A 13,565-nucleotide genomic window follows, 5' to 3' on the forward strand; every position below is an offset into this window, starting at 1 on the left:
CATATGAACTTTAGAGATATTTTAAAACAGTCCGATGTTGTGTTAGGTGTGGGGACCTTGATGATCCTTGGGATGTTAATTGTCCCACTCCCAGGATTTGTTTTGGATATCCTGATTGTTGTGAGTATAGGGCTTGGGCTCCTCATTCTCATGACAGCTTTATCGGTAACCGAACCGAGTGAGTTTTCGATTTTTCCAAGTTTACTGCTTATCACTACTCTCTTTCGTTTAGCACTCAACGTTTCGACAACTAGACAGATCCTTTCCAAAGGGCCTGCTATGAATTCGAGTGTGATCGAAGCATTTGGAACCTTTGTGGTAGGTGGAGAATCAGGTCTAGGAAAGTATGTAGTAGGTCTAATTATCTTTATCATCCTTACCATTGTACAGGTGTTAGTTATCACGAAAGGTGCGACTCGGATCTCGGAAGTGGCAGCGAGGTTTACACTCGATGGATTACCACAAAAACAAATGTCCATTGATATGGAACTCAACAGTGGTGCTATCACGGAAGCGGAAGCAAAGGTAAAACGAAAAAAAGTCCAACGCGAAGTGGACTTTTATGGGGCCATGGATGGAGCATCCAAGTTCGTACAAGGGGATGTGAGAGCGGGGTTAATCATTACCGCCATCAACCTGATAGGTGGGATTCTCATTGGATCTACAATTCGTGGGGAATCCTTTCTCGCATCGATTGAAACTTATGGGAAGTTTACAATAGGAGATGGACTTGTTTCCCAGATTCCAGGTCTACTTTCCACAACCGCAACTGGTATCATTGTCACAAGATCTAGTTCCGAAAAAAAACTAACCGTAGAGATCAAAGACCAACTTTTTGGGAATGCCAAAACTTTATATGTAGTTGCAGGTGCACTTGGGATGGCAAGTCTCATCCCTGGGCTTCCTTTTTTCTCACTTCTCTTTTTGTCTGGAGCCATTGGATACTTAGGGTATTCGATCGAACAAGTGGCGAAAGAAGAAATCAAAAAAATCGAAACGGTTTCGCAAGAAAAAGTCCAAGAGAAAAAACCAGAAAATTACATCAAAGAAATTTCTGTCGAAGCCATACAGGTGGAACTTGGACGCGATTTACTTCCGTTAGTGGACGCATCTTCTGGTGGTCATTTGCTTGAACAAATTGCCAATACTCGTAAAAAATTTGCCATTGATTTTGGACTTGTGATCCCTGCAATCCGGATCATTGATAATTTAGAGATCCCTCATGATAATTATAGCATTCGCATCAATGGTGTAGTGGTTGGACAAGCCGCTGTAAAAGCAGATAGGCTTATGGCGATGAATAATACATCTCGCAATTTGGAACCCATTGTTGGTGAACCTTTCACAGAACCTGCGTTTGGTTTAAAAGCCACTTGGATTGATCCAAATGATAAAATTGAAGTCGAAAACAAAGGATACTCGGTTGTTGATCCTTCCACTGTGATCATTACTCACTTAAAAGAACTGATTTCCAATTATGCATCTCAACTTCTGGGAAGAGAAGAAGTGAAAGCACTTCTCGAACATTTGCGCCAAACCCATCCTACACTTGTGGGTGAATTGGATTATGACAAACAAGGAAGACTTGGGATCATCCAACAAACTTTACAGAATCTTTTGGCAGAAGGATTGTCCATTAAGAACCTTCCTAAAATTATGGATGCGATTGCCAACCACCTCCCTCGTACAAACAACCCGTTTGATTTGGCAGAACATGTAAGGCAAGCTCTCTCACGCCAAATCATCAATGATTTCCTTTCTCCAGATGGGAAGTTACATGTGGTGACCATTGATCCAAGGATCATTGATCGTATGAACAAAAGTATCACACTCGATGAAACCGATGGTAGTAAACTCATCATCCTTCCTCATGATATTCGAGTGAGGATATTAGAATCGGTTTACAATGAATTACAAAAGGCATTGGATGAAAATCGATTTCTCATCTTTGTTGTTTCTAGGTACTTACGACAAGCCTTTGCATTCTTTTTGACAAAGGAACTACCCCCAAGGAACTTTGCTGTAATTGCTTCTGAAGAAATCCATAGAGGGGTTCCGACAGAGATTGCTTCGGTTCTAAGCCTTCCATCTAGAGAGGAACACCCACAAGAAGCATAGGAGAATCTTTTTGCCAAGTTCAGTTCCATCGTACCGCATTTCTGTTGCCCCGATGATGGACTGGACTGACAGACATTTCCGCTTTTTTATGCGGCTTATCTCCAAACATGCGTTACTCTATACGGAGATGGTGACAACAGGTGCCATTCTCCGAGGAAAAGACAATCATCGGTATTTGGATTTTTCAAAAGAAGAACATCCCATAGCCTTACAGTTAGGTGGAGATTCACCGGTCGCACTTGCTGAATGTGCAAAAATTGGGGAAGATTATGGGTATGATGAAATCAATTTGAATGTAGGTTGCCCATCAGACAGAGTACAAAGTGGAAGTTTTGGGGCATGCCTCATGAAGGAACCGGACCTTGTCGCAGAGATGGTATCCGCTTGTAAGGCGAAGGTAAATATCCCTGTAACCGTCAAACATCGAATTGGTGTGAATGGGAAAGAATCCTATGAAGATTTATACCATTTTGTTTCGAAAATCAATGAAGCGGGTGTGGACCATTGTATCGTACACGCAAGGATTGCTATCCTTGAGGGACTTTCTCCAAAGGAAAACCGGACGGTTCCACCGCTACGTTACGATGATGTATACCGACTAAAACAAGAATTTCCCGGTTTGCCCATTACCATCAATGGGGGCATCAAAACCCATGACGAAATAACAAAACACCTAACGAAAGTAGATGGTGTGATGATTGGGCGTGCGGCATATGATCATCCATTTTTATTTGCCGAAGTAGATTCTTTGTATTTTGGATCAAAAGAAAAACTCCAAACAAGAGAATCTGTTTTAGAATCCATGATTCCTTATGTACGATCTGTTCGTGAAAATGGCGGTAAAGTCCATCATGTACTTCGGCATATCTTAGGATTGTACCACGGGGAAAGAGGGGCTAGGGAATTTCGAAAGTATCTAACAGATCGTATGCATTTGGATACGGCCACTGAGTCCATTTTAGAGTCTTATCTTACGCGTTAAGGATCCGCAGGGCTTGGTCATTTCTGTTCGCCGTTAGGTGAAAAGAAATGACGGGAGCGAATGCGAACCCCGAAGGAGCCTGACCCTTGTTCCAATCCATTGTCATTTTAAGATTGAGTGGGAACGCCAAAACCTAATCAGAAAATGCAATCGATTTTTCTAATATAGCTTAACATAGCTTAGACGAGGGTTGCTTTGTTTTTGTTCGTTCTTTTTGGTTTTGCCCTAAAAATGGCAAGAAAATGCATCCAAAATCTCTTAAAATCAAATGAGTTGACAGGGCGGTTTCTCTCCCCAGCCTGGTTAAATTGAGAGGGAATACCATGACCAAGCCACTCACCGTACAAAGTGACAAAACAATGCTTCTAGAGGTGGATAACCCAGAATTTGAAGCCTGTCGGGACCTCATTGCCAAGTTTGCCGAGCTCGAAAAAAGCCCGGAATACATGCATACATACCGCATTTCTCCACTTTCATTGTGGAATGCTGCTTCTATCAAAATGACAGCTGATGAAATCATTGAAGGCCTTACTAAATTTGCTCGTTATTCTGTTCCCAAAAACGTGATGAACGAAGTGAGAGAACAAATCTCTCGTTATGGAAAAGTGAAACTTGTCAAAGAAGAGTCGGGCGAGTTGTACATCATCTCCAATGAAAAAGGTTTTATCACTGAGATTGCGAATAACCGTGCCGTTCAACCCTTCGTGGATGGAATGGAAGGTGATAAAATTCGAATCAAAAAAGAATACCGTGGTCACATCAAACAAGCGTTAATCAAAATTGGTTTCCCGGTAGAAGACCTTGCTGGTTATGATGAGGGAAATAAATACCCGTTTAACTTACGTCCTACGACAAAAGGTGGGATTAAGTTTGGAATGCGAGACTACCAAAGAGCATCTGTGGAAGCCTTCCATGCAGGTGGGCGTAATGAAGGTGGATCTGGTGTTGTGGTACTTCCTTGTGGTGCGGGTAAAACCATCGTGGGAATGGGAGTGATGCAAATTGTGGGAGCGGAAACTCTCATCCTTGTAACTAACACTTTGTCCATTCGCCAGTGGCGAAATGAAATTTTAGACAAAACCGATATCCCTGAATCAGACATTGGGGAGTATTCTGGCGAATTAAAGGAAATCAAGCCGATAACCATCGCTACGTATAACATCCTCACTCACAGAAAGAAAAAAGGAGGGGACTTCACCCACTTTCATATCTTCAGTGCCAACAACTGGGGGCTCATTGTGTATGATGAGGTGCATTTATTACCAGCTCCTGTTTTCCGTATGACATCGGAACTCCAAGCCAAACGTAGGTTAGGTTTAACAGCGACTCTTGTTCGTGAAGATGGACTGGAAGAAGATGTGTTTTCACTCATTGGACCTAAAAAATACGATGTACCTTGGAAGGAACTCGAAGCGAAGTCTTGGATTGCGGAAGCCAATTGTGTGGAAATCCGTGTTCCCATGGAAGATGACCTTCGTATGAAATACTCTGTTGCGGATGACCGTGAGAAGTTCCGATTAGCATCAGAAAATCCAGAAAAACTTCGTGCGATTAGTTATATTTTAAAGAAACATTCCACTAACAACATTTTGGTGATTGGACAGTACATCAATCAGTTAGAAGAAATTTCCCAAACCTTCAAAATCCCTTTGATTACGGGAAAAACTCCTCTTCCTGAAAGACAAGAGCTTTACCAAGCGTTCCGTACTGGTCAAATCAAACAACTTGTGGTATCAAAGGTAGCAAACTTTTCCATCGACTTACCAGATGCAAATATTGCCATTCAGGTATCGGGTACGTTTGGATCAAGACAGGAAGAAGCACAGCGATTAGGGCGTATCCTTCGTCCGAAATCACAAGATAACACAGCAATTTTTTACTCACTGATTTCGCGTGATACCAACGAAGAAAGGTTTGGTCAAAACAGACAACTCTTCCTCACCGAACAAGGGTATGAATACGAAATTTATACTTTGGACCAGTTCAAAGAAACAGTTCCAGAAGAATCACTCACGAAATAGAGGACAAAATGAAACTTGTAGCAAAACGACTCGATGTCGTAGAACCTTCTCCCACTCTCGCAATCACGGCTAAAGCCAATCAATTGAAAGCGAGTGGACTTGATGTGGTTGGATTCGGAGCAGGGGAACCTGATTTTGATACACCAACTCATATCAAAGAAGCTGCTAAAAAAGCAATGGACCAAGGGAAAACAAAATACACTCCCGTGAGTGGAACTGTTTCTCTGAAAGATGCCATTATAAAGAAGTTTGAAACTGAAAACGGATTAAAGTACGAAAAAAATCAAATCATTGTAGGAACGGGTGGAAAACAAGTTCTCTATAATTTTTTTATGGCAACTCTCAATCCTGGGGATGAAGTGATTATCCCTGCACCGTATTGGGTGAGTTATGCGGATATCGTACGTTTGGCAGAAGGAACTCCTGTGATTGTACCAACGGATATTTCCAGTGGATTTAAAATCACAGCTGACCAATTGGAAAAAGCAATCACATCCAAAACAAAAGTTTTTATCTTTAATTCCCCATCCAATCCAACGGGAGCAGCTTACACTCGTTCGGATGTCGAAGCACTCGTGAAAGTTTTGGAACCTAAAGACATCCTGACTGTTTCCGATGATATCTATGAAAAAATCATTTATGATGGATTGGAATTTGTAAACCCTGCGATGATCTCCGACAAGATGAAGGAAAAAACCTTTGTCATCAATGGTGTCTCCAAAGCTTACTCGATGACGGGTTGGAGGATTGGTTACGGGGCAGGCAATGCGGAAATTGTGAAAAACATGGATACCATGCAAGGCCAATCCACAAGCAATGCTTCTTCCATTTCACAAGCAGCTGCGGAAGCAGCCCTCACAGGAGACCAAACACCTGTAGCGGAAATGCTAAAGGCTTTTGACAAACGTCGTAAACTCATCGTGGGACTTTTACGAGAGATCCCTGGTGTGGAATGCCGTGTGCCTGAAGGTGCATTTTATGCATTCCCTTATATCACAGGTGTGTATGAAATGCCTGGATTCAAACGACTCTTGGCTGAAAAAAAAGAATCTTCGTATTCAAAACTTTTTTGTGATGTGCTTCTCGATAAATACAATGTGGCAGCAGTGCCTGGGATTGCATTTGGAGATGACAAAGCCATTCGATTGTCTTATGCGTTAGGTGATAAAGACATTGAAAAAGGTGTGGCTCGCATCAAACAAATGGTAGAGGATTTACAAAAATAAGATGAAGTCTGTCCCTTTACTGAAACTATTTTGTAAAGGGACAATCGGATTTATTACAGATCGATTTCGATTATTGTATTTTGGAAACAAATTACAAGATTTTGGATTTTGTTATCCAGTTGGAATTCTAAAAAAGATCAGCTTGGTTTTGTTAGTTGTACTGTTTGGTATCAATCCAATTTTCCCGGCACCTACCCTCCAAGAAAAACCAAAACATACTAAACCATCCGAACTTTTTAAGAGGGACATCCATTCCGAAATTGTGATCCCTGTGATTGGTCTCAACTTACATCTTTTTGCTGACCAAAAGAGTGATGTTTTACGTAAACTAAAGTTTGGTGAACCTGTTACCTATGATCAAAATTCACTGGAAAGCCCCAAAGAAGATTGGATTCCAGTGAAACTCCAAGATGGACTTTCCGGATTTATCAAACGTTCTGTTGTACGCTCAGTTCCGCCAAAACAATACCTTTCTACATTGTTATTTGAAGCTGAAAAATTGATACTATCGAAACAAGTGGATTTTTTGGCAAAAGAAGAAATCACAGATACCATATTTTCAATCTCTTCTTCGGGTAAATTTACAGGAGATGAGTTTATTTTCCTGAGAGCAAAGGCTGGTTTTTTCTTAAAAAAAACAGTGGACCTGATGAATGAAAAGGGAATCAAACCTGACAATGATCCCGAAACTCTTGAGTTTTTAAAACGCCACCAAACAAAATTATTATATGATTATTCCTCTGGAAAATATTACGTAGATTCCAATTACTTTTGGAAATTACTCGAATCTTATCCAAAAACAAAACATTCGGATTACGCAGGTTACTTGGCAACAGAAAGTATTCCTGTGATTGAATGTGGGGTAGATTTACGTTGTCGATTGGAAGAGTTAAGGAAAGGGAAATTGCGATATTTGTATTTGTTCCCAACTGGAAATTATGTAAACCTTTATACAAGGGATATTGTAAAATCCTTAAGTTCCATGACAAAAGATCCAGATTCGATTCCATGTTTTTCTCCAGTGGGAGAAGGAATCAAATCAGAGATCAACCAAATGTTCCGTTATGCATCGGAAATTGGTCCTCGAGAAAAAAAACAAATCCTACCTCATTTACAGATTCTAAAAAAAGAATGTTTTCGTTAATCTTAACTTAAGTTTCAGTCAAAAGGAAAGTTTTGTGAAATTAAATTACAAAGTTTATCCATTTCAAAATCCCAATCCGAATCAAAAGTCGATCGGTGAAATAGTCATCTTACATGGGTTATTTGGTTCGTCAAAAAACTGGGTGACTGTTGCCAGATTTTTATCCGAGTTCGGTCAAGTTTATGCAGTTGACCAAAGGAATCATGGTGATTCTCCTCACAGTGACGAACATTCCATACCTCTCATGGCGGATGATTTGGAAACATTCCTACATGATTTAAAGATCCAAAATCCGATTTTACTCGGTCATTCGATGGGAGGTCTCGTGGCGATGTATTTTGATTTGATGCATCCAGGACTACTCAGCCGACTGATCATCCAAGACATTGCACCAAGGTCATATCCATTTGCGTATGACAATGAGATAAAGTCGATGGCTTTCCCTCTCAGTGGATTTAGCTCACGTACGGAAATTGATACGGAAATGGCGAAGTACGTAAAGGATACATTTATACGCCAATTTTTGCAAATGAGTTTGGAACGAAAAGAAGATGGTTCTTATCATTGGAAATTGAATGTAGAGGGAATCAATCACGCTAGAAGAGTTTTTGATGATGTATTTTCATTTGATAAAATTTCTCAAACTAGGACATTGTTTTTGTTAGGTGGGAATTCCGAATACATTAAAGAATCTGACCTTTTGATTATGGATCAGTTTTTTCAAAATAATGTAAAAGTAAAAATTGAAGGTGGTGGGCATTATATCCATTTTACCCACCAGAAAGTATTTTTGGAAGAACTTGGAAATTGGTTACAAAACGAGTTTGGTTAACTTCCTTATTCTTCGAGTAACGAACGTAACATCCATGCTGTTTTTTCGTGAATGTCGAGTCTTTGTGTTAATAGATCCAAGGTTGCTTGGTCATTTCCTTTTTCTGCTGGAGCATAAGCTGCACGTGCTGTGCGAATCACGGCTTCGTTCCCTTCCACTAAATTTTTGATCATATCTTTTGCTTTTGGAACTTCTTTGTCTTCTGAAATACTAGAATACTTTGCAAATTCCCATCCACCCATTGGTGCATAATACCCGAGAGAGCGGATTCGTTCTGCAATTGGATCAATTGCATTCCAGAGTTCTGTGTATTGAGTCATAAAAAGAAGGTGTAGTGTTTGGAACATCGGCCCTGTAACATTCCAATGGTAACTATGTGTTTTTTGGTAGAGAGTGTATGTATCAGCTAACAGTTTTTTTAAAGATTCGGAAATCGCACTTCTTTCCTCTTCTGGAATTCCAATATTAATTTTCATTTTAGGTTCCTCATTGTTCTATAGCGTTAGACTCGATTGAATCCAATTGGTCCAATCGGATCAGTCGATAATTTTATTTATTTAATTCACTTACAATTCGATCGACTAAACTTTCTGCGACAAAATCATATTGGCTTGTTGCAACTAAAATATCCTCACGACTCCAAATCAGTCCAAGTCCTAGAGTATATTGTAAAAGTCGTGCCATGGTCCAATCGGCACCTGGTTTTTTCCGTGCATTGACAATCACTTGTCCCGATTCTATATGAACGATTTTTAAGGAAACTGTATCGACTAAATTTGGGATAAGTTTCCCTTTATCATCGAATTTTTTTAGCGCAGAACCTCTGCCAAAAACCAGGGCATCCACACCTAGAACTTTTCCAATTCTAACGGCTGTTTGCGTATCTATGATTCCTGTTTTGGAAAAACTTTGCTCATTTACAACTTTTGAAAGTTGTTCACGTTCTATAACTTTGAAGGGAAGCGATTTTGCGATTTGTAAAGAAACCGCATCTGTGAATTCGTCACCCCATTTTGCCTCTTCTATATCAAAAATGAGAACCGCAACTTTTGTGATTCCTAGATTGGATTTTCCTGATTCAGGGTATTGGATCGCTGCATCCATTGTCCGACAATTGGTTAACGATACCGAAAGTAGTAGGGAGAAAAACGCTAAATATTGTTTCATAGATTTCCTAAAGATGAAGGTAAAGTTGTTAAGAGAGCAATTCTTTTTCGGTGTAAATTGGAAGATTTTGAAAAATTCGCTTCCCACTTGGCTATGTTCCTAGAACTTCCTACTAGACACTTGTCCATGAAAAAAAATCTCAGTTGGATTATACTCATTCTCGCCTTCTTTCTGCTAGTTGCTTCTTGTTTTCTTTCCGAACAAATTTTAACACCTTCCGTTTCGATGGAATTTGACGATGAAAAATTGAGAAAACAAATCGCCTTTTCTGAATTTGCATTACCGACGCCAGAAACAATTCGTTTTCAAAATGGTGTTTTGCGTTTAAGAGGTTGGTATTTCAAAAATCCCAAAAAACAAAATTGTGGGGTCATTCTTTTGCATGGATTTACCAATTCTAAAATCCAAATGTTACCGTATGCGACTCCATTTTGGAAACGAGGTTGTAGTTTGTTTTTGTATGATGCCAGGGCTCATGCGGAAAGTGACGGTACGTATTCAACATATGGTTACCATGAAAAAATGGATTTAGAGAGGGCGGTTGAATATTTTTCAGAGATAGACAATACCCCAGAAGATCGGATTGGTATTTTTGGTATCGATTTAGGAGCTTCAACAGCGCTACAATTTGCAGATGGACAATACGAATATGGATTTGTGATCGCAGATACTCCCTACAAAGACATGAGGTCTTTTGTAGAACATCGTTATGAAAGTATTTATTCTAGATTGGTTCGATTTTTCACTCCACTCAGTTTATCGATCGCGGAAATTAGAGGTGATTTATTAGTCAATGAGGTTTCACCATTGAATGCAGCAAAATTAATTACCAAACCAGTTTTGATTTTGTTTCCCAATGATGGAGATCAAACACAAAAAGAGGATGCAGAACTCGTCGCTTCCAACTTAAAAACGACAACTAAAAAATTAGCACCTTATTCGACTCAAAATGTTTTAATGAACCAAAACCAAACCATTTCTCCTGAATATGAGTTGATCCTTCTTGGTTTTTTAAAGGACATTAAGTTTGTAAAATAAGTTTCTGATAGTATCGAACGGATAACTATCTTCTCAATTGTAGCTCTTATTTTATTTTGATCAGTTTTGGTAAACTCTCCCATGTGCCATCATCACGAGTGGAGTAGTTGAGGTAAACTGGCAAGGAACCGATACCAATCCCTGCGGATATAGCAAAACTATAATTGAGTTTCCCATTGGCAGATTGGAGTTGTTCTGGATTTGTAATACCCGTACTATATGAACTTGGGAGTGATGGAATTTGAGTAACGCTAGTTAAGTTGTCGCTACTACGATAGATTTCGATTGTAGGAGAAGCAAAATTTGCTGCATTCGAAAGTAAAAAATAATGGTTGGAATTAGAACTTTTGACAGTTCTTAATCGTGAAGAACCACCACCTATACTCGAAGTAAAACCAGTAATCTGTGTACCATTTTTTGGAATGGTTGGACTTGCATTTGCATAGGAACCTTTTGGAAAGGTTGTACCAAAATAATTTGGTGAAGAAAATAAAACTGCTACCAATTGGTCTTGGACAGGGAAAACGGGTGAGTCAAAAGTAGTAGGTGAGACTGCATCAAAGGTAACTTGGTTTGTGGTAAGATCTGGAATTTTGATACTTTTAGATAGAAACGTACTCCCGAAAGAAGTTGGGCACTGTAAATAATTCACACCCAAATGAGAAATGAGTTGGTACGCAACTAAGGAAACATCAGGAGTTGCGACCGAACAACTAAAATCACCCACTAAATCAGGAGTTGTATCAGAATCCAGTTGAATGATCAGAGGATTTGGGACTCCAGATAACAAAGGGGTTCCCAAATACTTACCACTCCCTAAGGCAAGAGCCGGGTAATACCAAGCATTATCAACACTCTCAAAAAATCGATGGAGGTTCGGCAAAGTTTTCTCAACCACTTTTACGGATGATGGAGGAAGGAAAGCAGAGAATTTCACGTAAAGATTTTTATTACTCGAAAATGATAAACCTGGATAACTTCTTGTTTCTTCTGAGAGGAAAAAAACATACTCAGATCCATTGAACATGGGAAGAGAGACTTTTAATACAGTCTCGGTGGTAGTGTTCCTTCCCAAACTGACTCCGTCAATTTTTGTGATTTGGTCATAATATTCACCATCTGCACTGGAAGCAATGTAACCAGTCGTTGTAAAATTATTGGCACCATTAAAGTTTGATTGTACTTCTAGATAAATGAACTGCCTTCCATTGGCAGAACCAAGAGAAGTAAATGTATTACTTGTTGCGAATCTATTTCTATAATTTGCCAAATCTTCCAGTATGTACTGTGCATTACCTGTCTGTTTATAAATGGAAAATAATTGTTTGGTGATACCATTGTAAATCCGAAAGGAAGCAGTCCCAATAAAGGTATTACTTACATTTTTTAAAGAGATATTTGCAATTCCTCTTTCACTAAAAAACAAAAACGCTCTACCTGATGTATCAAGTGTTGCTGTATAAGTTTGAACATTCCCTGATTCGCCATAAGGAGATGTTGCCACACCATTTTCATCTGCTTCGTTAAAGACAAAGTATTCGATGACTCCATTTGCATAGGGAGTTCCATTGGAGTCAGTAAACTTCATGAAAAGTACAGATTGGCTTTGAGTGTTAAAAGCATCTGCTAAAGCTAGTAATCTTAGTAAAGCTTGCAAAGAGCCAATGTCTTCTGAAGGATCCAAACTAGATGGTTTAAAGATTTTACATTGGAAAAATAAAAATGAGATCAAAACTGTTAAGATGATTCGCTTCATAAACATTTCCTTAAAATAAGACTGAATACCGAACTTCTGCATAAATCGAATTGAATTGAGGGCGATATGCATTTACACCTTGAGGTTTGTCCCAACTCGATTCAAAATCCAATCCCTCTTTGAATTGTTTTCCTCCAGATTGGACAACGGGTCTATCTGGGTATGTATCTCTTCCGATCATGTAGGCATGTATGATATTTGTGATGTAGATGATGCTTGCCGTCCCAAGCCCAGCTAGATACTTTGTGTTTGCTTCTTTTGCATTGTTTTTGCTTTTTATAATTAGATCATCTGTAATGGAGGTTTCGATATAACCTGCTAGGAATTCACTCGGCAAACTAATGTTTTGTGCAGTAAGTCTAGTCCCAGGTCCTCCTATTTGGTTTAACAATACCATTGTATCGTAATGTGATTTTGCATTTTTTTCTTCGGTGCGTAGGGGACCCAAACTATAAAGAAGGGATCCAAAAAATAGGATTCCGAATGTACCTGCTGATGCAGTGTGTCCCCCGCAGTATTGTCCCCATCCTGGTAATACCGCAGATCTCCAAATCATTGCCAAACGACCTCCACATTGTGTTGCAGCTGGAGAGGGACCTAGTTGACGATTTGCCAACCATTCCGCCTCTGCTTTTGCTTCTTTTTCTGCCAACGATTCTTGTTTTGCTAATTCATCTTGCCGTTGTTTTTCTGCGAGTTTATCTTCCTCTTCTAAACGTTTGCGTTCCTTTTCTTCGGCAATTTGTTTTTCCTTTTCTAATTTTGCCTTTTCTTTCTCTTCCTTATCGCGTAATTTTTTTTCTTCAGCGATACGAATTTTTTCTGCTTCTTGTTCACTAACATCTTTATAAACAACTTTTAAGATTTGGAATTTTGTAAGGGTTTGGATCCCATCACTTGTTTGGATAGTGAGCCCTCTTTCATTTTGATCAGTTACCTTCCCTTTGATAGTCTTACCATTTTTTAAAATCACTGTGTTAATGGCAAAAACTGGAAATGAGAAAGTTAGGATGAGGATAAATAGTGACGTTTTCATTGAGTGGAATCTTTAGAGAATTCTAGTATCTTGCTTCTTTGTCAATAAATTGCAAGTGTATTTTGGGGTTATGGGAGTCTGTTATATGGGTATTGGTGGTAAATTGAATATTAGGATTTTTGAAGATAGGGAAACGCGAGTAGGAAGGTATAGATCCCCGCCCGTATCGAACTGGGTGGGGTAATCCACCCGCCACCCAATACGCTCCATTTACCACATAACAGCAAATCCATCTAGACGAATCC

Annotated in this window: 11 protein-coding genes; 7 read left to right on the plus strand and 4 right to left on the minus strand. The window is 39.4% G+C overall.

All coding sequences use genetic code 11. The annotated features are described in order from the left end of the window. Positions 1-3 precede the first annotated feature (3 nt). The 6 genes from ND855_RS03875 (at position 4) to ND855_RS03900 (ending at position 8,323) form a co-directional block, all read left to right on the plus strand. Positions 4-2,118: a flagellar biosynthesis protein FlhA gene (locus ND855_RS03875; protein WP_265357262.1), complete on the plus strand. Its 2,115-nt coding sequence runs from the start codon at positions 4-6 to the stop codon at positions 2,116-2,118. 10 nt (positions 2,119-2,128) lie between these two features. Then, the gene (dusA, locus tag ND855_RS03880; protein WP_265357263.1) at positions 2,129-3,100 is read left to right on the plus strand and encodes a tRNA dihydrouridine(20/20a) synthase DusA; all 972 of its coding nucleotides are present in this window, start codon (positions 2,129-2,131) and stop codon (positions 3,098-3,100) included. Positions 3,101-3,423: 323 nt separating this feature from the next. Beyond that, positions 3,424-5,121 carry a DNA repair helicase XPB gene (locus tag ND855_RS03885; protein WP_265357264.1) on the plus strand — a complete coding sequence of 566 codons (1,698 nt, stop codon included), beginning with the start codon at positions 3,424-3,426 and terminating at the stop codon, positions 5,119-5,121. Between the two features lie 8 nt (positions 5,122-5,129). Next, positions 5,130-6,347 (plus strand): pyridoxal phosphate-dependent aminotransferase, encoded by a 1,218-nt coding sequence (locus ND855_RS03890; RefSeq protein ID WP_265357265.1) that lies wholly within the window; start codon positions 5,130-5,132, stop codon positions 6,345-6,347. A gap of 1 nt (position 6,348) precedes the next feature. After that, positions 6,349-7,491, plus strand: coding sequence for an SH3 domain-containing protein (locus ND855_RS03895; protein WP_265357266.1), 1,143 nt, complete (start codon positions 6,349-6,351; stop codon positions 7,489-7,491). Positions 7,492-7,525: 34 nt separating this feature from the next. Then, a complete protein-coding gene (locus ND855_RS03900; protein ID WP_265357267.1) occupies positions 7,526-8,323 on the plus strand; it encodes an alpha/beta fold hydrolase in 798 nt (265 codons plus the stop codon). A gap of 5 nt (positions 8,324-8,328) precedes the next feature. On the opposite strand, the gene ND855_RS03905 is transcribed toward ND855_RS03900, so the two are convergent. Then, entirely contained in the window at positions 8,329-8,799 is a 471-nt protein-coding gene (locus ND855_RS03905; RefSeq protein WP_265357268.1) for a Dps family protein, read from the minus strand. Between the two features lie 73 nt (positions 8,800-8,872). After that, positions 8,873-9,490: a CsgG/HfaB family protein gene (locus tag ND855_RS03910; RefSeq protein ID WP_265357269.1), complete on the minus strand. Its 618-nt coding sequence runs from the start codon at positions 9,488-9,490 to the stop codon at positions 8,873-8,875. A 126-nt stretch (positions 9,491-9,616) separates the two neighbouring features. On the opposite strand from ND855_RS03910, the gene ND855_RS03915 reads away from it, so the two are divergent. Then, positions 9,617-10,528: an alpha/beta hydrolase gene (locus tag ND855_RS03915; protein ID WP_265357270.1), complete on the plus strand. Its 912-nt coding sequence runs from the start codon at positions 9,617-9,619 to the stop codon at positions 10,526-10,528. Positions 10,529-10,574: 46 nt separating this feature from the next. On the opposite strand, the gene ND855_RS03920 is transcribed toward ND855_RS03915, so the two are convergent. Together ND855_RS03920 and ND855_RS03925 are read right to left on the minus strand one after the other, a co-directional pair. Beyond that, positions 10,575-12,284 (minus strand): hypothetical protein, encoded by a 1,710-nt coding sequence (locus ND855_RS03920; protein ID WP_265357271.1) that lies wholly within the window; start codon positions 12,282-12,284, stop codon positions 10,575-10,577. Between the two features lie 10 nt (positions 12,285-12,294). Beyond that, complete coding sequence (locus ND855_RS03925; RefSeq protein WP_265357272.1) at positions 12,295-13,320, minus strand: LA_0442/LA_0875 N-terminal domain-containing protein; 1,026 nt, start codon at positions 13,318-13,320, stop codon at positions 12,295-12,297. Between the last annotated feature and the right edge of the window lie 245 nt (positions 13,321-13,565).

The sequence above is a fragment of the Leptospira paudalimensis genome (assembly GCF_026151345.1).
Classification (GTDB): domain Bacteria; phylum Spirochaetota; class Leptospiria; order Leptospirales; family Leptospiraceae; genus Leptospira_A; species Leptospira_A paudalimensis.